Consider the following 25,289-nt stretch of genomic DNA (forward strand, 5'->3'; position numbering starts at 1 on the left):
CATCTAAAGAGGAGCCAGCAATGGTCAACGCCCATGTCCTACTCGTGGACGACAATATCGACTTCGTGAACACCATGGCCGAACGTCTGCGAATGCGGGAGCTTGATGTCTCCACCGCGACCAATGGCCATGACGCTTTGGAAATGGTTGACTGTGAGTGCTTCGACGCTGTTGTGCTCGACATGCAGATGCCCGGTCTGGATGGCATTGAAACGCTAAAACGCATCAAGGCCAAAAACGACGAGGTGCAGATCATCATCCTGTCCGGCCACGCCACTGTGCAGATTAGCGTGGAAGCCATGAAGCTGGGCGCGCTGGACTTCATGGAAAAGCCCGTGGACATGGACGCCCTGCTGGAGCGCATCCGCAAGGCGCAGGCCAAGCGCGCCGTGCTGCAGGAAAAGCATAACGAAGAGAAAATTCAGGACATTCTGGCGCGCCGCTTCTAGCCTGTGCGGCCAGCCGCGCGTATACTGCAACAGCGCGACAAAACGATTCTCCAACGCCGGGAAGGACACACGTCCTTCCCGGCGTTTTTCTGTGCAGAGGGGAGTGCAGGAGTGGCGGCGCGTGGAGCGCTGATATGGCGTGCAGGGCGTGTGTGCGTTGGCGTCTTGTACGAATATCGGGGCCGCTCGTGGCGCTGTGAGACGCTCCTCTGGGCAAGGGCGGTCGTCTTGTTCTCTCTCTCTCGCGCGCGCATGCCGGGGCTCAAGCGTTTCTTTTTGGGGGACAGTGGGCATGAGCCCCTGCGCCGCTGCATTGTGCTCGTTGAGTGTGTGGCGAACTGTCGGGATTGTAAGACCTTTCAGGTGGGAGTGGGGCTGAGGGGCGCAGCGGACGTCATAGAGCATGACACGGCTTGTTCAGGCGGGGCGGCCCCCCTGTCCTTTCGTCCGGCCTCTCCATTCTCCCGCCCCGCAGCCGGAGCGCGCCCCGTTTTGGGGGCACACGATGCGCGGCAAAAACCATGGTCCAGAGTTTCGGCCGCGGCGGGTGGCGGAAATGGGGCGGCTTGGGAGTGCTTGGCGCTGCTGGTGGCTTGTGGGGCCGCTTCACGCTTTGGGGCATGCGGGGGCGTTGGCGGGTGGATTTCGGCCTGATTTCGGGCTTGTCACAGAAAATTCATTTTTTGCTGGACTCTCTACAATGCTGGTGCTAAGTGGGCCGCATTGGCATATGTGCTGATTGACCACACAATCAGGCATAACCGAACCCCCCTTTGCAGGAGAAGCCATGCGCATTCTTGTAGTAGAAGATGAAGGCAGACTGCAGACGTCGTTTGTCGAGCGCCTTGCGGCCAAGAACATTGCAGTGGATTATGCTTCCGATGTGAACACCGCCATCAAATTCGCGCGAATGATGCGGTACGACGCAGCGGTTGTTGACGTACGCAATGGTCCCGCACCGTGTGGAGACATCCAGCGGGGTCTTTCCCGCATGCAGCCATGGATGAAAGTGCTCGTCGTGACGGGGCGCGGAGCCTGTAAAGGCTTTATGCCCGCAGCTGGCAATGAATTTCTGCTCAACAGGCTGACCCGTTCCCTTAACGGGGCGCCAACGAAGAGTGCGCGCTGCGCCTGAACCTGTTTGTTATCCGTGTCATGAAGAAAAGGGAGACCGAAACCTCGGCCTCCCTTTTCTGCGTTTGGCGCACCGTGCACGTTGTCTGCTGCGCCAAGCGTCCCCTCCCTTCTTTATTGTCTTGTCCGGCAGGCCTCTCCTATTCTAAAGCAGGGAGAGGGGTGAGGCGCACCGCCACGCAAACTCTGCCTGACGTGTTCCCCATGTTTCCAGACGAATCTGCTCCCTCTGTACACGGACAGTCCCGTCCCTTCTGCGCCCCTCCCGCGTCCCTTGCTCAGCGGCCAGCGTTGGCCCCTCTCTCTCTCTGCAAAGGCGGCTGTTCGCAGTCTTGAGGCGCTTCCACCGGCTTTGTGGCATGGATGCCTGTGCCCATGCCGCTGCTTCTGCTCGCCGTCATCACTCGCAAGCCGTCCTGTCACTTTCTTCGCGCCTCAGCCCAGGGCTGAATGCCGCCCGAGGGCCCTGCGCCGCCTTGGCGCGTTTGCCTTCGTGGGCACGGCAAACAAAAAGGGAGGCCGATTTCTCGGCCTCCCTTGCGTGCAGTTGGAGCGTGTGCGAACTAGCCGTTGATCCAGCCGTCCACGGTCTCCTTGTTTTCGTTGATCCACTTCTTGGCGGCCTCGTAAGGCTTCATGCCGTCCTGGATCCAGACCATGACCTTGGCCATGTCGTCGGGGGACCAGTAGAAGTTGTCGAGGAAGGAGTAGACCTCGGGCATATCCTTGTCCAGACCCTTGCGGGCGAAGGTGCCGATGAACTCTTCATCGCCGTACACGCCCTTGGGGTCCTTCAGGTACTTGAGGTCCCACTTGGCGAACATCCAGTGCGGGGTCCAGCCAGTCACGGCAACCCACTCGTTGTGCTTGATGGAGTCCGCGAGGGTCGCGGTCATCATGGCGCCGGAGCTGGTGACGAGGTCGATGTCGCTCATGTTGTAGGCCTTGATGGCCTTCTCGGTCTTGTCCACAACGCCGGAACCGGGGTCGATGCCCACGATGCGGCCGCGGAACTTGTCGCTGACCTTGTTCATCTCTTCGAGGGAGTCAATCTCCACGTAAGAGGGAACAACGAGGCCAATGCGGGCACCTTCGAGGTTGGGGCCAAGGTTGTCCACCTTGTCTTCCAGCTTCTGAAGGTAGTGGCGCTGGGTGATGGGCAGCCATGCGGAGACCATACCGTCAACGTCTTCGTCCGTTGCAACCGCCTGCCACATAGCGGCAGCAGAAACAGGTGTGATTTCACAATCGTATCCCATGCGTTCCTGCAGAACAGCGCGGACAACGTTGGTACTGGCGACTTCTGTGGACCATTCGACGTAGACGAGGTTTACGGTACCTTTGGCGGCCTGAGCAGCGCCGCAGAAGAGCGTGCCAATGAGCGCGAGAGTGGCAAGCAATGTAACGAAGCGAAAACGCATCCTTCCTCCTGGGTTATGGTTATACATGGGCCGCCGCGAGGTTGGGCGGCCACGGTATTTGGCGCATGCGGCTCGCGCGGAGCGGGAGCCAGTGGCCCCGGGCTGATCCGGCAGGCCGCATGAGGCCAAGAAAACGCGGGGTAAAACTAGGCGGCCTTCTTCTTGCGAGAGCCGACCTTCTGGAGAATTCTGTCCAGAGAGATAGCTACGATAACGATGCCGATACCGGCCTCGAAACCGCCGCCAACTTCCATACGCTGGATGGCGCGCCACACTTCGCCGCCAAGGCCGCGGGCACCAATCATGGCGGCGATAACGACCATGGACAGGGCCAGCATAACGGTCTGGTTGACGCCTGCCATAATGGTGGGCAGGGCCGTGGGCAGTTCCAGCTTCACGAGCTTCTGCCAGCGGGTGGAGCCAAAGGCGTCCGCACACTCGACCAGCTCGCGGGGGACCTGACGGATGCCGAGGCAGGTCAGGCGGATTGCCGGGGGCATGGAGAAGATAACCGTGGAGAAGATGGCCGCGACCTTACCCAGACCAAAGAACGGAATGGCCGGAATCAGGTACACAAAGGCGGGCATGGTCTGCATCACGTCCAAAATGGGCATGACGATACGGTAAATCTTGTTGCTCATGGCGGAGCCGATGCCAAGCGGCACGCCCAGCATGATGGCCACCATGGTTGCCACGATAACCAGCGCAAAGGTGCTGATGGTGGCAGCCCACAGGCCGAGGTTCCAGATAAAGGACATCCCCACCAGAACGAAGATGGCGACGCCGCGTTTGCGGGTGAACCACAGGGCCAGTCCGGCAAAGAGCAGGATGAACAGCCACGGGGGCAAGAACATCAGGCCGCTCTCCAGCCAGTTCAGCACATGCTCCATGCTGGCCGCGAAGGCCTTGGTTGCAAAGGAGAAGTGATCAACAAGAAAGTTGATGCCAGTTTCGATTCCATCGCCAAGCGGTATTCGGGGGACTGTAAAACTCATTATGCTGCTCCTCGTTCTGCGACTGCACCCAGCAGAAGCCCGCGGACGATAACGCCCTTAAGCCTCTTTTTCTCATCCACAACGGCCAGCGGGTAGGGCAGGTCGTGCATGACCTGGAACAGATCCGCTGCCGGGGTGTCGGGCTGGACGGTGACAATGTCTTCCTGCAGGGCGCCATCCAGCGTCCGTGCGCCGTCCTGAACGAGCTTGACGGCCTCTTCGGCGGAGATAACGCCAGCGAGGCTTCGGTCCTTGCGCAGCACAAAGATGCTGGAAATCTTGTTCTTCTTCATCTTGCGGAGGGCCGCGCGGGGACCGTCCGTGCCGAGCCATGCAACGGTCTCGGTCTTCTTCATCACGCTTTCGGCGGTGAGAATCTTGGTGATATCCACATCCTCAACGAAGCGGCGGACGTATTCGTCTGCAGGATCGGTGAGAATGTCCTCTGCGGTGCCGATCTGGACGATTTCGCCATCCTTCATGAGGACGATGCGGTCGCCGAGCTTGAGGGCCTCGTCGAGGTCATGGCTGATGAAGACGATGGTCTTCTGCATTTCGTCCTGCAGGGAGAGCAGCTCGTCCTGCATGTCGCTACGGATGAGCGGGTCGAGTGCGCTGAAGGCCTCGTCCATGAGCAGGATGTCGGCATTGAGTGCAAGGGCGCGGGCAAGGCCAACGCGCTGCTGCATGCCGCCGGAAAGCTGTGTGGGGTAGCTGTCTTCCCAACCCTTCAGGCCCACCTGCTCCAGCGCCACAAGGGCGCGGCTGCGGCGTTCATCGTGTTCGATGCCGGCAATCTCCAGGCCGTACTCGGTATTTTCGGCCACGGTGCGGTGGGGGAAGAGGGCGAAGTTCTGGAAAACCATGCCGAGCTTCTGCAGCCGCAGCTGGCGCAGCTCGTCGCTGGAAAGCTTCGTCACGTCAACGCCGTCGATGAAGACGCTGCCGCTGGTCGGCTCGATAAGCCGGTTGATGCAACGGACAAGGGTAGACTTGCCGCTGCCGGAGAGACCCATGATGACGACGATTTCGCCTTCTTCAACCTCGAACGAAGCGTTGTTCACGCCTACGCCGTGGCCGGTCTTCTCCTTGACGTCCGCTTTGGTTGCGCCATCTTCAAGCATGGGGACAACCTTTTTGGGATTGGGACCAAAGATCTTGTACAGGTTCTTTACGGCAATTTTTGCCATGCAATCTCCATTGGTTTGCATTAACGAACCACGCAAGGGTCTTGCCTGTAATGTATGAAGACCCCGGTGAATAAGTACTGTAACGGCCTTGATGTTATGAGGAAGAAGCCCTCTAAGTGGCCGCACTAAAGACTACTGAACTGCCTCAAAGTGAAAAGGGGTAGAAAAGGGGAAGTATTGGGTATGTGGGTATACCCGGCTTCAGTGTGTCTACCTGCTTTCCATGGCGTCCAGCCGTTCTCGGATGATAGAGACGAGCTCTGCCGCGGTGAAGTGAAAATGGTGGTCCTTGGCTATGTCGACGATTTCTTGGGCGCGCATGGTGCGCATTTGGTTCAGGAGGTCGTCCCTATCCTTCAGCCATTCCAAAAAAGCGTACACACTCTCCTCGGACATGCATTCTCCTTCTCTATGGTTAAACCATGACTGCGGCGGATTCTGGTGCGCCCATACGGGGCGCGGTGTAAGGCCGCATGAATGGCAGGGAAAACCGGGCGAAGATTCCCGGATGCCCCTGCCTCATGTTCGGCGCTTACCTTCATGCAGACGAGAAAAAGAAGAAAGGGGATGTGTGAGGGATAAAGCGGGTATTATTGCATACCCAAACTACATTTGCACGTCTTTGCTATTGAGGAAGGTGTAGAGCGACACCTTCTTGCCGCGCAGGTCCAGTTTGCGGCGGATGTTTTTGCGGTGGGTTTGGACCGTGTCGTGCGCGGAGTGCAAAAGCTCGGAGATTTCCTTGGTGGTGTGCCCGGCGCGGATCATGCGGCAGACCTCCAGCTCCGTGGGGGTCAGCTTGAGGAACTGGCCGCTCAGGCCGTTCTCCGTGCCTTTGGTCATGTCCTCCAGCCGGTCCTCAAGGACCGTCTGATAGCCCTTGCGTACGGAGCGGCTCGACTCGTTGGCGATGTGCCCGAGTGCGGGAATGACGCGGGTTTCCACTTCTTGCGCCCATTGCTGCTGGAATTTCTTTTTCTCGTCGGCGGAGGCGCGGAGCACGTGCTTGAGGGTGACGGCCATCTCCTGCACGTGGGCGCGTTCCTGATTGAGTTCGCGCTCCAGCTCCTGCGTTTCGCTCACGTCGTGGGCGGTGATGGGAAAGTAGTTGCCGTCGTCGAGGTCCACCCGGCCAATGGTCAGCACAAGGGGGAACATTTCGCCGTCGATGCGCTTGCCCGTTGCGCTCAGCTCCGAGAAAACGCCGTCCTGCAAGCTGTCCAGCTTGCTGACCAGTGCGCCGCGGTCGCCGCCTGCCACAATGTCGGGCACGGGGTGCTCCAGCAGTTCGTCCAGCTCGGTGCCCCACATTTCAAGGGCGGTGTTGTTGGCCGCCACAATGCGCAGGCTGTCATTGGCGATGAGGATGGCCTGGAGCGAGGTCTGAAACAGGCTGAGAAAGAATTTTTCCCCGTCGTCAAGGGACGGGTCGTTCAGCCGTTCGGGTGCGGCGGCCAAAAGCTCCGGCTGGGCAAGGAAGGAATCGTCCGCGGCCTCGGTGTCGGCCTTGCCGTAAAGAACTTCCTCTACAGCATCGGCCACCCAGCGCAGGTCCATGACGGCGTCGAGGGCGCGCTCTGCGGATTCCTCGGCGGAGACGATTTCGTGACCAAGGGTGCGGACGTATTCCTTCAGCCCTAGGAGCGGGGCGGCGGAGCCGTCGCCAAGGGGCGGCAGGCTGTCCAGCACGGGCCACATGTTTTCTGCGCAGCGGCAAAAGTTTTTGTCATCAGCCGCGCGGTCGCGGCGGGCACTGAAAGCGACAACGCAGTCCGAAAGGCAGACGCGTAGCCTGTCGCCGACGTCGTTCAATTCCTCGGGGGAAAGGTCGATGTCCCGTGCGCTCATTCGCCTCGACCACGCCTCGTTGACCCGGTCTGCGGCATGCTCCATGGTCAGCAGAATTATGGATATGGTATGTAAGCGTTTCTTTGACATCGTTTCCTAACGTGTTGTTATGCGGGCCTTGGGTATTACGATAGGAGGCTCCACGTGTAAGAGATGAATGAAAGGCAGCGGGGTGTCGGCGAAAACGCGATGGGGAGGTGCGTTGCAACACTGGCCCGTGCCGAAAAGATGGAAGCGGTAGAGTGGTCTTACATCTTTTGGACAATATTCTCAAGGCGTTGCCCATTCCCTACCCGATTGCGTGAGCAAAAGAGGGTATGAGCATTGGTCATAACCTGCTCTAACTCAGCGTCGGTAAAGCGCAAACGCCGCTGCAGCTCGGCCATTTCGGCCCCCGGATCAAACAGTGGGTAGTCGCTGCCAAACAGGATGCGCTCGCGCGGGTGGCGGCGCACGATTTCATGCAACGTGGCGTCGTCGATGAGGCTGAGCGTGCTGGAGGTATCAATGTAGATATCCGTGCCGGCAAGCCCGTCCAGCACCCATTTCCAGTGCATGAAGCCGCCCATGTGGGCGGCAATAATCTGCAGGTCCGGGAACTGCTCGTGCAGGCGCTTCACCTTGTAGGGGTCGGTGGGGTTGGAGCCGGGCGGGTTCCTGTCGCCGATATGAATCATGACGACAAAGCGGCCGGACATGGCTTCGTAGATGGGCATCATTGCCGGGTCGTCCATGGCGTAGCCCTGAAAGTCCGGGTGCAGCTTAATGCCGCAGATGCCGGCCTGCTCCAGTCTGTCGAGGGACCATTCCCACCGGTCGAAGCCGGGATGGATGCTGCCGAAGCCGATCAGCTCGTCATAGCGCTGGTTCAGGTCGATAGCCCAGTTGTTGGCCGGGATGACCTGATCTGGCGATGTGGCGGCGGTGTGGACCACGGCGCGGTCGATACCTGCCCGGTGGATGCGGTCGATGAGGTCCCCCGCAACGCCGGTGCCGGTGGCGGGAAGGCCGTAATGGTCGGACAGTTGATCGAGGACCTTGTGAACTATTTTCGGATGAAATGCGTGGGTATGAACATCGTACAACATGGCCCGAATGTTGTACTCCTTTGAACGCGAAACGCAAGCCGCCCCAAAACCTTTCGGTTTTGGGGCGGCTTTTTCCATGCAAAACGGGGTGTTGGGGCAGGCGTGCGGCGGCGTCACCTGCGCCCTGCCGTCAGGATTTCTTTTTGCGTGTGGTCTTCTTTTTGGGCTTTGCGGGTGGGGCCTCAGCGGGTGGCGCCCACAAATCCGGGGGCGTTTTGAAGGTTTTTTTCGCGGTGTCGTACCCCATGTCGAAGGCCTTGATGTTGATGTCGATGATTTTGGCGGGCAGGGCTTGGCGCAGGCTGTCCTTCATGCGTTCGGGGTCGGCGAAGGGCAGGAGGAAGGAGCAGGTGCCAAGGACGATGGTGTTCATGGCCTGCACCAGTCCAAGGTCGTCCTGCGCCATGGTGGTGAAGGGCAGGCCGATGTACTGATTGGTGGGAATCTGCTTCACCAGCGTGGTGTTCACCAAAAGGACGCTGCTGGGCTTGAGCAGGTGGTAGTACTTATTGCACGCCTCCTGCGACAGGGCGACCAGCAGGTCAATTTTGTCGGTCTTCGGGTAGCTGATGGGGCTGGAGCTGATGACGAGGTCCGTGCGGCTGGCCCCGCCGCGCGCCTCGGGGCCGTAGCTTTGGGTTTGGGTGACGAAGTAGTCATGCCCAAGGGCGAGGGCCTGCCCCATCACCTTGCCAAGGGTCAACACGCCCTGACCGCCAAGGCCGGAGAGGCAAATCTCGAATCTGTCGAGGCTTTGGGTGGTCATGCCTTTGTCCTCCTGAGGCTTGCGCGCATGTCGGCGTAGCGGTCTTCAAGGGGCTTCTCGTCGCGCTCGGCAAAGACGCCGATGGGGATGCGCTTTGCGGCCTCCTCGGGCTTCAGCTTGTCGTAGGACTCGCGCTTCACGGCGTTCTTCTTGAGCCATTTGTACATGTCCACCGGGGTCTTGTACGCGTTTTTGCGGCCAAACTGGGTATGGCAGGGCGTCATGACTTCCACCACGTTGAAGCCCTTGCGGGTGATGGCGGTTTTGATGAGGCGGTCCAGCATGTTTACATGAAACACCGTCCCGCGCGCCACGTAGCTTGCTCCGGCCGCGGCGGCCATGTCCACAACGTCGAAGGACTTTTCCAGCGCGCCGTAGGGCGAGGTGGTGGTCCAGCTTTCCATGGGCGTGGTGGGGGAGCACTGCCCGCCGGTCATGCCGTAGATGAAGTTGTTGAGCACCAGCACGGTCAGGCCGATGTTGCGCCGCGCGGCGTGGATGAAGTGGTTGCCGCCAATGGACATGGCGTCGCCGTCGCCCGTGATGACGATGACGTTCATGTCCGGCTTGCACATCTTGATGCCGGTGGCGAGGGGAATGGCGCGCCCGTGTACGGCGTGGACGGTGTTGAAGTCCACATACACGGCCATGCGGCCGGAACAGCCAATGCCCGCCACGAGGGTGACGTCGTCCTTGCCGATGCCAAGGCCGTGCACGCTGCGGATGAGTGAGCCAAGCACGATGCCGTGGCCGCATCCCGCACAGAAGACGTGGGGGAATTTCTTGTCGTGGCGCAGGTAGTGATGGATGAGTTGGGTTACTTCGGCCATGGCGTTATCCCTTCCTCAGCTTGTCGAGTATCTGGGCGGGGGTGATGATGCTGCCGTCGATGCGGTTGATGGTGGCGACGTCCACGCGCCCGTTGTTGACGCGTTTTACCTCGCGCGACATCTGCCCCATGTTCATCTCCGGGACGATGATGCGCTTGCAGGTGCGCATCTGGTGCTCCACGGCGGAGCGTGGGAAGGGGAAGAGGGTCCCCAGCTTGAGGAGCCCCGCGCGGATGCCCTGCTCGCGCGCCTGCGTCACGGCAAGGTGCGCCGAGCGCGCCACGCTGCCGTAGGCGACAACGACGGTGTCCGCGTCCTCGCACAGCACCTCTTCCGTGACCTGAATATCAAAGAAGAACTGGTCCACTTTGCGGAATTGCCGCTCAAGGGCCTGCACAACCTCGTCGGGCTTGGAGGTGGGGAAGCCCTTGTCGTCGTGCATGAGGCCGGTGACGTGGAAGCGGTAGCCGCTGCCCACCGGCGGCATGGGCGGCACGCCGCGCACGGTTTCCTCAAAGGGCTTGTACCACTCCGGCGGCATGGACGGTTGCAGGCGCGAGATGACCTCGACGTCCGTGGTGGCGGGGACGGTGATTTTCTCGCGCGTGTGGGCGGTGACTTCGTCAATGAGCAGGATGACGGGGATGCGGTAGCGTTCGGCAAAGTTAAAGGCCTTCAGCGTCATGTGCAGGCATTCCTGCACGTCCGAGGCGGAGAGGACGATGATGGAGTGGTCGCCGTGGGTGCCCCAGCGCGCCTGCTGGACATCGCCCTGCGCGGGGCTGGTGGGCAGGCCCGTGCTGGGGCCGCCGCGCATGACGTTGACCAGCACAAAGGGCACCTCCGCCATGCAGCCAAAGCCGATAAGCTCCTGCATCAGCGAGAATCCGGGGCCGGAGGTGGCGGTCATGGCCTTGCGCCCGGCAAGGGATGCGCCAATGACGGAGCCAATGCTGGCAATCTCGTCCTCCATCTGCATGAAGACGCCGTCATCCGTGTGCGGTAGGCGCGCGGCCATGCCTTCCATAATTTCGGAGGATGGGGTGATGGGGTAGCCCCCGTAGTAGCTGCACCCGGCCAGAAGCGCGCCCTCCACGACGGCCTCGGCCCCAAGGGCGAAGATTTCCCGGCTTTCGCTATAGGATGTGGTCATGACTTTTCTCCTTCGTCCTCGGCGGGCTGGGCGCCCTTTGTGCGCTTTGGCGTGACGACGATGGCGAAGTCCGGACAGTGGAGTTCGCAGAAGCCGCAGTTGATGCATTCCTCCTCGCGTACGGGAACAGCGCACCCGGCAACCGGGTCCAGCTCCAGAACGTTTGCGGGGCAGAAGGCGACACAAAGACCACACACCTTGCACCAGTCCGGGTACACGGTGATGGTGGTCTGTCCTTTTGTTTTTGCCATGGCTTACTCACCTCTGGCTGGAAGGCGCGCAAACAAAAAAGGGCAATCCTCCGGGGAGGATTACCCTAAAAATTCGGCAAGCTGGGGCTGACCTGTTGCACGCGAGAACTTCCGCCATGAATCTGAAGTTGTGGCATTACCGTAACAGCCGATGCCTTCCAGATGTACCGCATGTGGCGTGCGCCTGCAATAGCATTTTCCTGAAAAGGCTGATGGATAGCGTTTTGCGTCGTGGGTGGCGTTTGTGCATCACGCTGTTGTGAGGGCGCGGTGGTGCAGCAGGGCAAAAAGAGGCCCCGCCGGAGTCCCTTTCTCCGGCGGGGCGGCGCATATGCGGGTGGGTGCTAGCTTACCCGCGCGCCTGATATCGCGACAGCTGGCGCTCCAGCCGGCGGCTTATCGAGGTGAGAATGTAGCAGACGATGAAGTACAGCACCAAGATGGTGACAAAGATTTCCATAGGCGCCACCAGAACGCGGTTGTTCACCTGGTCGGCGGCAAGCATCAGCTCCGGCACGCCAATGATGGACGCGAGCGATGTGTCCTTGGTGAGGCTGACGAACTGGTTCACGAAGGAGGGAATCATGTTGCGCAGCGCCTGCGGCAGGATGACGTAGGTCATGGCCTGAAAGTGCGACAGGCCGGTGCCGCGCGCGGCTTCCATTTGTCCCGCAGGCAGGGCTTCAACCCCGGCGCGGACGATTTCCGCCACATAGGCGCCTGTGAAGACGATAAACGCCACAAGGGAGCTTTGGGTGGAGGGGATGGGGTGACCCAGCACCACAGGCGCCAGAAAATAGAACCAGAAAATGAGCATAAGCAGCGGCGTACCGCGCATGACTTCAATATAGATCATGGCGGGGATGCGCACCCAGCGCTTGCGCGACATGCGCATCAGCCCAGCGCCAAGCCCTAGCCAAAACGCGCCGAATATGCCGCCAAGGGCCAGCAGTATGCTCATGGCCAGCCCGCCCAGAGGACCCTCCGGGTAGGCGCCGATGAGGAAGTAGTCGAAATTGTTCCAGACGATGTCCCAACGCATTGCCGAAGGCTCTCCCTAATGCTTGACGGTTCTCAGGAACCGGCGGTTGTACTGTGTAATGCACAGCGAGACCACAAGCGACAGGCACAGATACATAAGCGTGGACACCGTAAAGGCCTCGAAGCCACGGAAGGTGTACGACTCGATCTGCCGCGCCATGTAGGTCAGCTCCATGACGCCGATGGTCATGCACAGCGATGAATTCTTTATAAGATTCAGCGCCTGGGAGATGAGCGGCGGAATAATGATGCGGAAGGCCTGCGGCAGAATGACGTAGCGCTGCGCCTGAATGAAGGACAGGCCCGTCGCGCGCGAGGCTTCAAGCTGCGTCTTGGGAATGGAGAACACGCCGGAGCGGATTTCCTCGGCAATGAAGGCGGAGGTGTACACCGTCAGCGCAATCACGCCGGAGGCGAACTCGAAATCCGTGTTGTACAGCCATCCTTTGATGGCCTCGGGGAACAGCGGGTCCGAGCCGAAATACCAAAAGTAGATCTGCACAAGCAGCGGGGTGTTGCGGAAAAATTCCGTGTACGCCGCGCTCAGCCAGATGAGGGGGCGCACTCTGGACATCCGCATCACCGCGATGACGGTGCCGAGCAGAAGCGAGAGGACAAGGGAGACGGCAGAAATCTTGAGGGTCATGATCAGACCGTCAATGAGCCAGTCCGCATACTTGCCGGACAGGACGAGCTGCCATTTAAAATCGTAGTTCACGGGCTTCCTTCCGCGTGGTGTGAGGTGGAACATGCCGGGGGCCGTGGCCCCCGGCTGTCAAAGACGTGCGGGGAGGCGGCTAGTCGTTGGCGCCGGGCCAGACTTCCATCTTCCACGTGGTGGGCAGATAGTAGTTGGTGTCCGGGCCGAACCACGTGTTGTAGACCTTCATGTACTCACCGGAGAGCCACATCTGGGCCAGGGTCTTGTTCACGAAGTCGCGGAAGTCGGAGTCGTTCTCGGGCAGGCCGAGGCCGTAGGGTTCGTCGGCAATGTAGTCGCCAACGATGTCCCACAGCTCGGGGTTGGGGTCGGAGCCCTTGAGGCCGAGGAGGATGGTGGAGTCCGTGGTGACGGCGGAAACCTTGCCCTGCTTCAGGGCGAGGAAGGCCTGCGGGTAGCCCTCAAAGGACACCACGCGGCAGTCGGGCTGGGCGGCCTTGATGTTCTTTTCGGAGGTGGAGCCCTTGGCGGTGCCCACCTTCTTGCCGGCGAGGTCGGCCACGGATTTGATGCCGGAGCCGCGCTTCACAAGGATTTTCTGGCCGTCCATGAAATAGGTGATGGAGAAGTCGATGACGTCGTCGCGGGAGTACTTGTGCGTCATGGTGGCGGCGGCAATGTCAATGGAGCCCTGCGTCAGCATGGGGATGCGCGTGGCGGAGGTCACGGGCTTCAGCTCCAGGTCAACGCCCAGCTTGTTCGCAATGTAGCGGCAGATGTCGATGTCCATGCCCACAAGCTGCTTGGAATCCTCGTCCACATAGCCAAAGGGCACCACAGCGTCCTTGACGCCGCAGATGAGGGTGCCGCGCTCCTTGATCTGGTCGAGCTTTCCGGCGAAGGCCGCTGTGGCCATCAGGACGAGGCACAGCGCGACAAGGGAAATGAGGGTGGTCTTTTTCATTGGGCTTCTTCCTCCATGCGAAAGTGTTGCGGGGCGGGGTGGCCGCCGGGATATCCATCGGGCGCGGGGTGTGTTGCGGACCTGCCGCGCCGTGCTGGCGTGGGGCGCTGACGCGTGCGGCGTCTGTCGCGGCGCATGGGCGCGCCGTGCGCCGTGCGGGCTACAGAATCTCGCGCAGGAACGCCTTGCTGCGTTCGTGAACGGGGTTGGCAAAGAAATCGTCCGGGCGGCCCTGCTCGATGACTTCGCCGCCGTCCATAAAGACCACGCGGTCCGCCACTTCGCGGGCAAAGCCCATTTCGTGGGTGACGCAGACCATGGTCATGCCGTCGCGGGCGAGGTCCTTCATAACGGCGAGCACTTCGCCGATCATTTCGGGGTCCAGCGCGGAGGTTGGCTCGTCAAAAAGCATCACCTTGGGGCGCATGGCAAGGGCGCGGGCGATGGCCACGCGCTGCTGCTGGCCGCCGGACAGTTCTGCGGGGTATTTGTAGGCCTGATCGGCAAGGCCCACGCGCTCCAGCAGTTCCATGGCGGTGTCCTGCGCTTCGGCCTGCGGCAGTTTGCGGACCTTGGTGGGGGCCAGCATGATGTTCCTCAGCACCGTCAGGTGCGGGTACAGATTGAACTGCTGAAACACGATGCCGATTTCGGTGCGCAGGGCGTTGGTATCCACGCCCTTGGCGTGCAGGTCGCGGCCCTCGAAGAGGATGGTGCCGTCCTGATAGTCCTCAAGGCGGTTCACACAGCGGATGAGCGTACTTTTGCCGGACCCGCTGGGACCGCACACCACAAGCACTTCGCCTTGGTCTACAGTCTCGCTGATGCCCTTCAGCACGTGAAAATCGTCATACCATTTGTGAACATTATTGAATTCGATGATGGGCATGGTCCCTCCCCTTGGCGTCGTCGGTGGTGTGCTGTGCGGCCTGTGCCCGTGTTGCGAAGGCGGCCGGATTGTCCTTGTGTGTGGGGATTTTGACGCCACTGAAAAATTACCGTTATCCCTCAAGGCAGTTCTGTACTTGTCTAATTTGACTCTTTTGTCAAGAGGCTTCGGAATTGAGGGGTTTAAAAGTTGGTCTTTGAAGTGTCTTTTACATAAATGTCACAAGCTGGACGTGAGGGGGCTTTGGGTGTGGCAGGAACTGGGCGGGAAGGCGTTGGTTGATGCACGGGGCGGGGCGTGAGGCGCGGGGATGGGGCTTAGGGGGCGGAAGGGCCGTGAGGACGACTGGTTGGGCTGGTGATGGGGAAAGGCGCGGGTGCGTGGCGCATGGCGGACGTTTCGCCTCGGCTTGGCCCCGCTTCAACGGAACAGCCGCGAGAGGGCGGCGCATGGTGCGGCAGCGGGTTGTGGCGGGAGCCTACAGGGAAAGAGGCGGGACGGGTCGCGGTGAGGGCTACGGCGCAGGGCGGCATGCGGGGGAGGCGCAGAATATGCCCCGCCCCACCCACAACCATGGGCGGGGCGGCGGGAAGGGCAGCATTACAGCACGTCGATTTCGCGGCGGATAATGGCCTTATTATAGGCGTGGAGGACATCCTTTTGCCGCAGGGTGCCGAGAAGGGTGTTGCCGTTGCCGGGCTGGACCACCGGCAGTTGGGAGACGCCCTGCGAGCTCATGAGGCGTAGGGCGGTCTTGATGGTGTCGTCGGGGGTGACGGTGACGACGTGCGATGTCGCCACGTCCCGGGCGATGATGAGGTTGTGCAGGCTGTCTTCGTGCATCAGGGGGCGGATGTCGCGGAAGGAAATGATGCCCCGCAGCGCGCCGTTGTCGTCCACGGTGTGCAGATAGGAGACGTCGGCGTGTTTGAAGGTTTTGATAATATCCAGCAGTGGCAGGGATTCCGGGATGGTGTACGGCGAGCCCTGCATGAAGCGCCCCACCTTGAGCGAGCGCAGAATGTTTTGCTCCAGTCCGCCCGCAATGTCGATGCCGCGTCGCTGGAGCTTGATGGTGTAGATGGAGCCCTTGCAAATGGCGGAGGTGACGAGGGTGGAAATGATGCAGGTAATCATCATGGGCAGAATGATTTTGTAGTCGCCCGTCATCTCAAAGAGGATGAGAATGGCGGTGATGGGCGCCTGCGTGGTGCCCGCCACCACGGCGCCCATGCCCACAAGGGCGTACGCGCCAATGGGCGCGGTGATGCTGGGAAACACCAGCCCCGCCACCCAGCCAAAAAAGCCCCCGGTCATCGCGCCGATGAAGAGCGAGGGCGCAAAGATGCCGCCCGACCCGCCGGAGCCAAGGGTGGCCGAGGTGGCGAGTATTTTCACGGCAACAAGGGTGAGCAGCAGCATCCCCGCCAGTTGCCCGTGCAGGGCGCGGTTCATGGCCCCGTAGCCGACGCCAAAGGCATGCGGCCATTGCAGCAGAATAACGCCGAGAATCAGGCCGCCGATGGCGGGCTTGAGCCATTCCGGGATGGGCAGGTTCTCAAAGATGTCCTCGGCCTTGTAGAGCACGATGATGAACCCCGCTGCCGCCAGCGCCGCAAGAATGCCAAGAAATGGGTAGATGCTGAATTCCCACATGGAGCGGATGGTGTACAGCGGCAGGTCAAAGGTGGGCAGGTCGCCCCAGTAGTAGCGCGACACCGCCGTCGCGGACACGGACGAGAGCACCACCGGCGAGAATGACGCCAAGCCAAAGTCGCCCACCAGCACCTCAAGGGCGAACAGCACGCCCGCCACAGGCGCGTTGAAGGTCGCGGCAATGCCCGCCGCCGCGCCGCAGCCTACCAGCGTGCGCTGCTCCATGACCGGCACCTTGAAGTACTGCCCGATGGTGGACCCGATGCTGGAGCCAATCTGCACCATGGGCCCTTCACGCCCGGAGGAGCCGCCGGAGCCGATGCATACGGCGGAGGCGATAATTTTGACAATGGCCACGCGCTTGCGGATGCGTCCCCCCTTCAGGGCCAGTGCGGACATGACCTCGGGCACGCCGTGCCCTTTGGCCTCGGATGCGCCAAAGCGCACGATAAGGCCAACAAGAAGCCCGCCAATGGCGGGCAAAAGCACTAATTGCCAGCGCGACAGCCGCCCGACAAAGTCGAGAATGTCGCCTGTCTCCTGATAAAAGGCGAACTGCGACCCAACAAGAACGTGGTGGAAGAGTATAGCGCCGTACCCGGACAGGGCACCGATGAAGATGGCGAAAAACAGATTGAAGATGCGCTGTTCAATGCAAAAGCGCCGGAATCCGGAGCTGATTTCACGACAGGAGTTGGGGAGCCGCACGGGATTTCGGACCTCCGGTTTCGAGGTTCGGACGCGGAAAAAGAGTGTGCCAGCCCGTGATTACGAATCCGGGCACCGCGAAATGATGCGGACCTCCAGCCCAAAGCGGCCAAGGTCGTCGGCATGGCGTTTCGCCTTGCGGATGGAGGCGTGCTGACCCACCACGACTTGCGCCCGGTCCGTCTCGTCCCAGACCCAGATATGTTCACGCAGGCTGATGCCGTGGGCGCTTAGTGTCAGGCGCAGGGCTTCCCGCGCCGCTTCGCGCTGGTCGAAGTCTTCGGCATCCAGATGCGCGCCGCACACCAGAACCCACCACCCGGAATCGGGAGAACGTGGCGGCTCGTCAGGCTCGGTGCGCCGCAGAGCGTCTGTCATGGACTGAATGATCGTTGCGATGTCGCGAATCAGGGTCATGCCGCCTCCATCCTGCATGTGACGGGGAGGATTCATTCAATAATATGCAGAACATACCGGGCAATGACAAGGGAAAAACCCACGGAATGCAAATCGTGGCGGGACGCGGCCCCGCATGGGGGCCGGCGCGGGGCCGCAATGTTAGCCCGTGGCCTTGGGTTTGGCCGGGGTGGTGAGCTTGTTGTAGGTGCGGATGATGTCATAGCGCCATTTGAGGTCCGTCAGCAGACGCTTGATGATGGTTTTGGCGTCCTGATCTTCCATGGCGCCGTCCTCGAAAAGGGCTTTGACGCTCTCGGTGATGAAGGACTCAAGGCGAAGGAGCAGCAGCAGCGAGGTTTGCCGGGGCTGAAGCTCCAGCGCGCCGAGGGGCTTGCGTTCAAAGGCCAGAAGCCGCGCAACAAATTCCTGATCGCGTTCCAGCTCCGGCGGCGGGTTCTCCTCGCGCGTTTTGCGCATGTGGGTGATGATGTCCGCCGCGCCCTTGTCGCAAATCTGCTTCATGCCCGCCGCAAGCTCGGCCAGCGCCTTGGGGTCGCCCTTGCCGTCAAAGGCGGTCTTGACGGCATCCGGGGTGCAGTGGGTCTTGAGTACGTCGTTGAGGGAGAGGCCCGCAAGGCTGTCGTCGCTCTTGGCCAGCTTGGTGATGGCAAAGTACACGGGCTTGAGAAAGGTCGAGACCGTGCGCTTCATCTGTTTGGATTCCAGCGACGAGTTCAGGAAGAGCAGAAAGCGCCCCGGCGAGCCAAAGACGGTGTCCACATCCAGCGCGTTGCCTTGCAGGGTCTTGAGGGCGGCCACGTCGTTTTTGATGGACGCCACGTCGATGAGGGGGCGGGGCTTGGACAGGACGCTGCCCACGGTGTCCAGCCTGTCGTCCTTGAGGTACTTGAGGGCGGCGGCGCATTCCTCGGTGACCTGTCCGCGCTCTGCCGCGTCGCGGATGTCGCGGAAGCTGGCAAGAATGCTTTCGATAAGCTCGCGGTCGTCGCCCTCCAGCAGGGAGTGGTTCCCAACGCCCGCCTCCCCAAGGGCCAGCTCCAGATAGTATTCCATCTTGTGCAGGTTCCCCACCAGCGCGTCGGCGTAGTCGTCAATAAAGGCGCGCCCCACGCCAATGGACAGGCACGCGCGGCTCAGGCGCGAGCGGATGGCCATCACGGCATCGGCGGGCAGGGCGGCGCGGACCTCGCGCTTGGCATCCTGCCCCTCTCCGGCCGGCGTGGTGGAGAGGGCGTTGTAGGCCCGCACCACGTCCAGAACCATGATGATAATGCGCCGCAGGGCCTTGATGAGCTCCTCGGCGGAGAGGGGGCGCAATTGCTCCGCAATGGCCGCCGTGATGGGGCGGCGCTCTTCCGGGCCGTTTTTCCACACGGAGCGGATGAGGTCCAACCGGTAGCGGACAAAGCTCTTGAGGCGGGGGATGAGCAGGTCCACAAGGCGTTCCGCGTCAAAGGGCAGGTCTTTCAGCTCGGCCTTTTGCATGGCGAACAGTTGGTTGAGCAGGGCCTTGTCCTGCTGGAAGTCGGCGTCCTCGGAGTTGAAGGGCACGCTGACGATTTTGCGGATAAGTTCCTTGGGCCGCATCTGCTGCAGCACGCGTATTTCGCCCTCAATGGCGGCAAGCTGCTTCAGGTGGTCCTCATCGGAGAGGCGCTTGCGCAGGACCTTGAGGGTGTGTTCTGGGTCCTCAAGAAAGCGCCCGAAGCTCAGGCGCGCTTCCTCGGGGAGCTGCTGGACAAGGTCGCGGAAGTGTCCGGGCACGTCCCCTGCGGCGCTGGCAAGGTTGCCCCGCGCGTCGTCGGATTTAAACGTCACATGCAGAAAGCGCGCGGTGGTAAGGCCATCGGCCAAGAGTTCGTCGGAGTCCGTGTCCTCGTCGATAAAGCGGGTAATGTCGTCGAGGTCGTGGCGGATGAGTTTTTCACTCACCTTGTAGCGGGGGCGTTTGGCAAATTGGCCGGCAAGGGTGACGTCGTCGTCCGAGATGCCGCCAAGGGCGGCCAGCACGGCGTCGGAGTTGACCTGCGCGGCGGAAAAGGGCGCGCGCAGGGCGCCAAAGGCAAGGATGAGCCGCTCCAGCGCGGCAAGTTCGGGATCGTCCTTGGCCGGGGGCTTGGACTGGTTCAGGCGCGCAAGGTCAAGGTACAGGCAGATTTTGTCGATATTCTCCTGCGTGCGCGAGACGCTCTTGGCGATAAAGTCCGCGCCGAGGCCCAGCATCAGGCAGATGCGGCTTAGGCGGCCGGCCACCTGCTCGAACACGGCGGGGTCAATGCGCTCGCGCCGGACCAGTTGCCACTTGCCGGTTTTCCACACGTAGGAGGTGAGCACGTTTTCGCCGGTAAGTTCCCACGACAGGGTCGCGCCCTGATGCTCGTTGAAGATGAAAACATCGCTGCGGATTTTGACGCGGTGGCCTTTTTTCAGGCCCCATGCGCGCAGTTGGTCCGGGGTGAAGGGCGAACCGAGGGGCGATTTGACGCCGTAGAGGCTGATGCCGTTTTCCAGCTCAAGGGCGGGCGGTGTGTGGCGCAGCAGCTCGTAATTGATGCACAGCGCGCCATGAATCGTCAGGGTGTGGGAAAACTGCGAGTTGACGACGCGCGCGCCACGGGCGATGAAGTCCCCCAGCACGGTGTGGATTTCCGGAATGATGTACAGTGAGCGCACATCGTCGGCCAGCATGAGGTTTCCCAGCCATTCGCCGTCGCGGTACAGGATGGCGATGGTGCCTGTTTTGGGGTCCGGGCCGATGCGCGTTTTGGGCGCAAGGGTATCCAAAAAGCCTTCCCACATGTCGCGCGCCTCGGGCGTGTTGCGGATGCGTATGTCGGGCAGAAAGGATATAGTGTAGCCACTGCCCGCGGCCCCGACTTTGACGTCCATGAGCCAGATGTGCCGCTCCATTTCGCGCTGGGATTTTTTGGCGCGGGCGATGGCGACCTGAGCGATTTTTTTGGTGCGCTCCTCCATTTTGTCTGCGGCGAGGTTGAAGCCGAACTTCTTCAGCGCCTTGCTCACGAAGGCGTTGATGCTTTTCGCCGCTTCCTGCTCGTCCTGCTTTTCATCAAGCAGCTTGAGGTATAGCGCGCCGATGCGGTCGATGAATTTATTTTGTGTGGAGTTTTTGGTCGTCATAAGTGTGTTTTATCATTGATGGTCTGGCCATGTTTTTTGGGGGGATTGCCGCTGCGCCGCTGTGGTGCGTCAGCCTTCGCCCCGTCATGGCGGTTGGCGCGGATGCGGCATGCGACGCCAGAAAAAAAGACCAGGTTATGCAATCTTCATATGTATGCGTATGCCGGGGGAGCGTCAAGCAAGGGGCCGTCTTTGACGGCGTTTGCAGGCGGCCTGCGGCGGCGCGAAGGAGGACGCCATGAAGAAACGTCCCGTTGATGTCGTTGGCAGTGGCGCCGGGAATGCTGACGCCACAGAGCCCCGCCCCGCGAATGCTCCGGCTGCGCCGCAGCTGTCGCCGCTGGTACCGGGGACGGCCACACAGCCGCCGCGTCCGCAGGCGACGCCAGCCCCACAGGCTGGCCCCCGCGCCGCCGGGGATGCCTCCTATGGCGAGTTTGTCCAGAACATCGCCCGTGGGCTTATCGACGCCAACGCCGCGAGCCTTAAGGGGGAATCGGCCCAAACGGCGCGCAACAGGCAGGGCGTGGCCAACGTGGTGTCGCGTCTGCTGAACGGAGAGTAGGCCGCGGGTGGGAATCGTGTTGCGCCAGCGCGCGTGGTTCTGTTATTGTCAGTATGGTAAAAATCCGCCTGTGGCGGGGGCTGGCGTCAAATGGTGGCGCGCAGCCGGCCCGCCCGGAGCGTGCGGCGCACGGCAGGATTCGTGATCGGGAGGGGACGGCATGAGGAGGAAAACGGGTGTCATCTGTGCCCTGTGTCTGGGCGTGATATTTGCGGTGAGTGCGGCGTGGGCGCAGACGGCGCTGCTGCCGGGCAAAAGCTCCCCGCAGGAAGTGGTGCTCACGCGGAAATTCGCCATGCGGTCCATGAATGCGGACCTGCGCGATATTCGGCTGAAGCTGGAAAAGGGCGACGTTATCCGCGTGGTCAGCCCCACGTTGTCCATTGCGGCCAAGGCCCAGATGCTGCCGCTGGTGTTTGAGCACCGGTACGAAAGCGTCTATCCGGTGGAGGGGTCGGACAAGTATTTCAAGGGCGCGGACCCGGCGAAGTTTCAGGCCGCGGCCGAGTACCTGAATGCGCAGGCCCAGAAGTTTTTGCGCATCGCCTCGGATAACGACCTCAAAAAGGCCGAGCAGCATTTGAACCGTGTCAAAAAGGCCTGCCGCTCCTGCCACCGCGAGAACCGCGGCGAGAATTAACGGCGGGCACCTCGTCCATGCGGCGCAGAGGCGGGGCGGCGCAAGGCCGCCTCGCGTTTGCGCCGTGTGTGGCATTTGGTCCTTTGGGGACGGGTGGCTTTTGGGGTTAGATGTCGCCGGGGTCTGGTTCCGGCGTCATGGTGCCTTGGAAGTAGAGCAGTTCGCCGTCGTCGTCGCGGATTTCGCGTACGTTTTGGCGCACGGTGAGGGTGGTGCCGTCCGCGCGGCGCATGCGGGTGCGCAGGTTCATCACAGCGCCGTGCTCGCGCAAGGCGTCAAGGAGCTTATCCCGCTCGGACGGCTCGGCGTAGACCTCGCGCGACAGGCTGCGTATTTCATCCGTCACTTCGCTGATGCTTTCATAGCCCAGCATTTCGGCCAGCGCAGGGTTGGCCAGCATAAACCGCCCCGACGGGGTGGAGACGAACATCCCCTCTACAGCTTTCATGAAGAAATTGCGGTAGCGCGATTCCGCCTGCCGCAGCGTGCGTATGGCCTTCTCGCGCGGTGATATGTCGCTGTAGATGGCGCAGATGCCGCGCGCGCCGTCCTCAATCTCCACGGGAATGCCAACGGCGATAACGTCCACACTGCTGCCGTCCTTGCGCAGGCGTGTTGTGCGCTTGCGCACCATGTGGCCTTCCCGCACGCGGCTGGTGAGGGACAGAAACTCCTCGTCCGCGCCTTCGGGCAGGATGCAGTCCCCAAGGTGGCGTCCACGGACTTCGTCCGCGCTGTAGCCAAAGGTCTTGGTAAAGGCGGCGTTGATGTCGAGGACGTGCTCGTCCAGATTCAGGATGACTACCGCGTCCAGCGAGTGCCGGTAGAGTTCGGCAAAGGTGTTGGCGCTGTGCTCGCAGTGCTGGGGCTCGGGGGAGTGGTCGTCGGCGCTGGTGGCCGGCGGCTGGGCCGGGGTGCGGGCCCCGTGCGGCAGGGTGTGCGCCGCAGGCTGGGGCGCGTCGCCGTCCGTTACCGGAGCCAGCACGCGCTTTGGCCGCACGTCGCGCATGGCGCGCGCCACAGAGGCGGGCAGGCGCTCCATCTCGCGGCGGGCCATATAGTCGTGCGCACCGGCCTCGATGAGGGCGCGGCCCCGCTCGTGGCTGATGTCTGCATCCACGGCAATGAAGGGCACCCCGGGAGGCAGATTGCGTATGAAATGACGCAGGCTTGTCTGGTCTTCGCCGATGATGAGGTCAATGCCGTTTCGGCTGACGGCGGGACGGGCGTCGTCTACGTCCGTCGCTAAGCGGAAGTCGGCGTTGTATCCGCCGAGCGAGAGCATGCGTGACAAGTCGTCCGTGGTTCCGTGCCGCCGCCCCATGACAAGTACGCGCAACGGTCTGTGCTGCATGTCGTCTCCCTTGCAGGGGTGAGGCTCGCCCGCTGTGATGACAAACGGGCCGAGTTCTGACCTTACCGGAGCAATACCCTGTTTTGGGCAATCTGTCAGCATTGATGCACAGTTTTTTTGATAGAGACATTAGGCGGTTGCATGCGGCACACCGGGAAAAAGCTGTGTCTACGCGCGGCTGTGGGCGGGCCGGTCTAGGGAAAGGCGTAGACGCTGCCAGCGTTTTATTGCACTGTGTCCACGTTTCACCGAGCTGGACAGCCCTGGCGGAGGGCGCGCGCGGGTTCACGTGGTCCAGCCACATGCGATGATGGGAGAAGATCATGCCCCGGAATATACGGCCCGAAAATGCCATGAAGAAGAAGGTGGACGTTGCCGAGAGCAACCAGACCATGACTTTCAAGAAGGCGGAGCGCCCGACGCGCTTCGGTCCGGACGTGAACGTGTACCTTGTGGGACTTCGGGCCTGCGGCAAGTCCACCCTCGGGCGTGAGCTGGCAAAGCGCATGCACCGCCCGTTTATCGATACCGACGACCTTGTGGTGGACCATGCGGGCCGCGCCGTGGCTGCCATTGTTGAAGACGGCGGCTGGCAGGCCTTTCGCGACATTGAGCGCGATATTGTGCAGGGTATTGACCCCAAGGCCGGCGCGGTGGTCGCCACTGGCGGCGGCGTGATTTTGGACCAGAGCACCCGCGCCTTTTTGCGTAGCAGCGGCCCGGTGTTTTACCTGATGGCGGACGTTGCCCTGCTGGCCCAGCGCCTTGGGGCCGACCCCAAGCACGACCAGCGCCCCGCCCTGACCGGCGGCGGGCTGGTGGATGAACTCAGCGCCACCCTTGCCGAGCGCGAAGCGCTGTATATGGAGACCTCGCACTTTGTGCTGCCTGCCCAGGAGCCTCTTGAGGAGCTGGTGGAGGATGTGCGCGAAAAGCTGATGCTGCTGCAGCGCGGCTGATGCCGTACCGATGAGAGCAATGAAAACGCCCCCGGAAGAGGACTTCCGGGGGCGTTTTTTTATTTTTTGTGGAGCAGGCCGTAGGTCTTGGCGATAAGCGGGTGGGAGTACATCACAAGGCGGGAGAGCAGCCACGCCGAGCTTCTGGCCCGCGCCTTGAAACGGTGGGCGCTGTCCGCCACCAGTCCCGGCGGGTTGGGGCCAACATCGGTGGTGAACAGGACGGTGAAGCCCAGCTCTTTGGCAATGCGGCGGCTGGTGTCGCTGGATGCGCCCCACGGCCACGCCATGACCTCGGGCGCGCGGTCAAGGCCGGTGGTCAAGAGGTCGCGACTGGTGCGCAGTTCCTCGTAGACGCGTTCTTCAAACTCGGCCTGTGATTCGTAGGTGCCAAGGCGTTCGGTGGGAATCTCGCGCAGGCGCTGCATCAGGTCCTGCCTATGGCGCTGGTCTTTGAAGTAATCGTAGGCGGTGCGGAAGTCCTGCGGCACGGTGGAGGTGACAATGTCGTACACCTCGTTTGAGGGCTTGAAGGCCCGGTGCTGCATGGCGGGGCCTTCCTCAAAGCGCGGCAGGCCGTAGGGCACGTCGCCCTCAATTTGGTCAAAGGTGCGGCGCTTGCCTTGCGGCTCGCACAGCATGCGGAAATTGGGACCGGTGAACACGGAGCGGTGGTTGTGGGTGTGCCCGGCAACGGCCATGGTGCCGTCGTCCTGCATCAGGCGGGCTTCCTTCCACGAAAAGAACAGGTCCGTGCGGATGCGCAATCCCTCGCGCGAGGTCCGGATGGGGCTGTCCACCTGCGGCAGGTCGTCCATGCCCACGTAGCCGTCCCACACGTCCGACAGCGTGGGGCGGGGGCGCTCCTCGTCCACAATTTTATTGGTGACGGCAAAGACGACGCCTTTGTGGCCGTGCTCGCGCAGCAGGGGCCACGCGTAGACGTAATTGTCCAAAAAACCGTCATCAAAAGTGATGAGGACGGATTTTTTCGGCAGGGCGCGGCCTTCGCGCAGGTAGGCGACGGCTTCGTCGAGGCCCACACCGCGGTAGCCGGCTTTAGTCATGGCTTTCAGGTGGCTCTCGAAAAGTTCGGGCGCCACGGCGATGGAATTGGGCCAGGAGCTGATGTAATGATACATCATGACTGGCAGGCTTTTAAGCAT

General features: G+C 61.5%; 24 protein-coding genes. 5 read left to right on the forward strand and 19 right to left on the reverse strand.

The window, feature by feature from the left end:
* Positions 1-20: 20 nt before the first annotated feature.
* Entirely contained in the window at positions 21-449 is a 429-nt protein-coding gene (locus tag ACYQ2T_RS02930; RefSeq protein WP_459898308.1) for a response regulator, read from the forward strand.
* Between the two features lie 787 nt (positions 450-1,236).
* Complete coding sequence (locus ACYQ2T_RS02935; protein WP_459898310.1) at positions 1,237-1,584, forward strand: hypothetical protein; 348 nt, start codon at positions 1,237-1,239, stop codon at positions 1,582-1,584.
* A gap of 562 nt (positions 1,585-2,146) precedes the next feature.
* On the opposite strand, the gene ACYQ2T_RS02940 is transcribed toward ACYQ2T_RS02935, so the two are convergent.
* From ACYQ2T_RS02940 to ACYQ2T_RS03020, 17 genes are all read right to left on the reverse strand, one after another.
* Entirely contained in the window at positions 2,147-3,004 is an 858-nt protein-coding gene (locus ACYQ2T_RS02940) for a glycine betaine ABC transporter substrate-binding protein (protein ID WP_459898312.1), read from the reverse strand.
* A 146-nt stretch (positions 3,005-3,150) separates the two neighbouring features.
* The gene (locus ACYQ2T_RS02945; RefSeq protein WP_404845967.1) at positions 3,151-3,999 is read right to left on the reverse strand and encodes an ABC transporter permease; all 849 of its coding nucleotides are present in this window, start codon (positions 3,997-3,999) and stop codon (positions 3,151-3,153) included.
* Entirely contained in the window at positions 3,999-5,189 is a 1,191-nt protein-coding gene (locus ACYQ2T_RS02950; RefSeq protein ID WP_459898314.1) for a quaternary amine ABC transporter ATP-binding protein, read from the reverse strand. The genes ACYQ2T_RS02945 and ACYQ2T_RS02950 overlap by 1 nt, the downstream gene beginning before the upstream one ends.
* A gap of 210 nt (positions 5,190-5,399) precedes the next feature.
* Positions 5,400-5,585, reverse strand: coding sequence for a Nif11-like leader peptide family natural product precursor (locus tag ACYQ2T_RS02955; RefSeq protein WP_459898316.1), 186 nt, complete (start codon positions 5,583-5,585; stop codon positions 5,400-5,402).
* Positions 5,586-5,795: 210 nt separating this feature from the next.
* The gene (locus ACYQ2T_RS02960; protein ID WP_459898318.1) at positions 5,796-7,127 is read right to left on the reverse strand and encodes a PAS domain S-box protein; all 1,332 of its coding nucleotides are present in this window, start codon (positions 7,125-7,127) and stop codon (positions 5,796-5,798) included.
* A gap of 158 nt (positions 7,128-7,285) precedes the next feature.
* Positions 7,286-8,125 carry an amidohydrolase family protein gene (locus ACYQ2T_RS02965; protein ID WP_459898319.1) on the reverse strand — a complete coding sequence of 280 codons (840 nt, stop codon included), beginning with the start codon at positions 8,123-8,125 and terminating at the stop codon, positions 7,286-7,288.
* 130 nt (positions 8,126-8,255) lie between these two features.
* The gene (locus tag ACYQ2T_RS02970; RefSeq protein WP_459898320.1) at positions 8,256-8,891 is read right to left on the reverse strand and encodes a 2-oxoacid:acceptor oxidoreductase family protein; all 636 of its coding nucleotides are present in this window, start codon (positions 8,889-8,891) and stop codon (positions 8,256-8,258) included.
* Positions 8,888-9,721 (reverse strand): 2-oxoacid:ferredoxin oxidoreductase subunit beta, encoded by an 834-nt coding sequence (locus tag ACYQ2T_RS02975; protein WP_459898322.1) that lies wholly within the window; start codon positions 9,719-9,721, stop codon positions 8,888-8,890. Before ACYQ2T_RS02975 ends, ACYQ2T_RS02970 begins: the two co-directional genes overlap by 4 nt.
* Before the next feature lie 4 nt (positions 9,722-9,725).
* Complete coding sequence (locus ACYQ2T_RS02980; protein WP_459898324.1) at positions 9,726-10,874, reverse strand: 2-oxoacid:acceptor oxidoreductase subunit alpha; 1,149 nt, start codon at positions 10,872-10,874, stop codon at positions 9,726-9,728.
* Positions 10,871-11,125: a 4Fe-4S dicluster domain-containing protein gene (locus tag ACYQ2T_RS02985; protein ID WP_459898325.1), complete on the reverse strand. Its 255-nt coding sequence runs from the start codon at positions 11,123-11,125 to the stop codon at positions 10,871-10,873. The genes ACYQ2T_RS02980 and ACYQ2T_RS02985 overlap by 4 nt, the downstream gene beginning before the upstream one ends.
* 349 nt (positions 11,126-11,474) lie before the next feature.
* Positions 11,475-12,167, reverse strand: coding sequence for an amino acid ABC transporter permease (locus tag ACYQ2T_RS02990; protein WP_459898327.1), 693 nt, complete (start codon positions 12,165-12,167; stop codon positions 11,475-11,477).
* Between the two features lie 15 nt (positions 12,168-12,182).
* Positions 12,183-12,884: an amino acid ABC transporter permease gene (locus ACYQ2T_RS02995; RefSeq protein WP_459898328.1), complete on the reverse strand. Its 702-nt coding sequence runs from the start codon at positions 12,882-12,884 to the stop codon at positions 12,183-12,185.
* A 79-nt stretch (positions 12,885-12,963) separates the two neighbouring features.
* Positions 12,964-13,791 carry an ABC transporter substrate-binding protein gene (locus tag ACYQ2T_RS03000; RefSeq protein WP_404845956.1) on the reverse strand — a complete coding sequence of 276 codons (828 nt, stop codon included), beginning with the start codon at positions 13,789-13,791 and terminating at the stop codon, positions 12,964-12,966.
* Between the two features lie 160 nt (positions 13,792-13,951).
* Positions 13,952-14,680: an amino acid ABC transporter ATP-binding protein gene (locus ACYQ2T_RS03005; protein ID WP_459898330.1), complete on the reverse strand. Its 729-nt coding sequence runs from the start codon at positions 14,678-14,680 to the stop codon at positions 13,952-13,954.
* 600 nt (positions 14,681-15,280) lie between these two features.
* Positions 15,281-17,044, reverse strand: a complete 1,764-nt coding sequence (locus ACYQ2T_RS03010; protein WP_459898332.1) for a chloride channel protein — start codon at positions 17,042-17,044, stop codon at positions 15,281-15,283.
* Between the two features lie 60 nt (positions 17,045-17,104).
* Complete coding sequence (locus ACYQ2T_RS03015) at positions 17,105-17,461, reverse strand: hypothetical protein (protein WP_459898333.1); 357 nt, start codon at positions 17,459-17,461, stop codon at positions 17,105-17,107.
* Between the two features lie 141 nt (positions 17,462-17,602).
* Positions 17,603-20,605 (reverse strand): hypothetical protein, encoded by a 3,003-nt coding sequence (locus ACYQ2T_RS03020; protein WP_459898335.1) that lies wholly within the window; start codon positions 20,603-20,605, stop codon positions 17,603-17,605.
* A 238-nt stretch (positions 20,606-20,843) separates the two neighbouring features.
* On the opposite strand from ACYQ2T_RS03020, the gene ACYQ2T_RS03025 reads away from it, so the two are divergent.
* Entirely contained in the window at positions 20,844-21,170 is a 327-nt protein-coding gene (locus ACYQ2T_RS03025) for a hypothetical protein (RefSeq protein WP_459898337.1), read from the forward strand.
* 160 nt (positions 21,171-21,330) lie between these two features.
* Positions 21,331-21,810, forward strand: coding sequence for a cytochrome c (locus ACYQ2T_RS03030; RefSeq protein ID WP_459898338.1), 480 nt, complete (start codon positions 21,331-21,333; stop codon positions 21,808-21,810).
* A gap of 106 nt (positions 21,811-21,916) precedes the next feature.
* On the opposite strand, the gene ACYQ2T_RS03035 is transcribed toward ACYQ2T_RS03030, so the two are convergent.
* Positions 21,917-23,164: a PAS domain-containing protein gene (locus tag ACYQ2T_RS03035; protein WP_459898340.1), complete on the reverse strand. Its 1,248-nt coding sequence runs from the start codon at positions 23,162-23,164 to the stop codon at positions 21,917-21,919.
* A 323-nt stretch (positions 23,165-23,487) separates the two neighbouring features.
* Between ACYQ2T_RS03035 and aroL the strand changes: the two genes are divergently transcribed.
* Positions 23,488-24,123 carry a shikimate kinase AroL gene (aroL, locus tag ACYQ2T_RS03040; RefSeq protein ID WP_459898342.1) on the forward strand — a complete coding sequence of 212 codons (636 nt, stop codon included), beginning with the start codon at positions 23,488-23,490 and terminating at the stop codon, positions 24,121-24,123.
* 59 nt (positions 24,124-24,182) lie between these two features.
* Here aroL and ACYQ2T_RS03045 read toward each other — a convergent pair whose 3' ends face one another.
* Positions 24,183-25,289, reverse strand: coding sequence for a polysaccharide deacetylase family protein (locus ACYQ2T_RS03045; RefSeq protein ID WP_459898344.1), 1,107 nt, complete (start codon positions 25,287-25,289; stop codon positions 24,183-24,185).

It is taken from the genome of Desulfobaculum senezii (assembly GCF_054657395.1).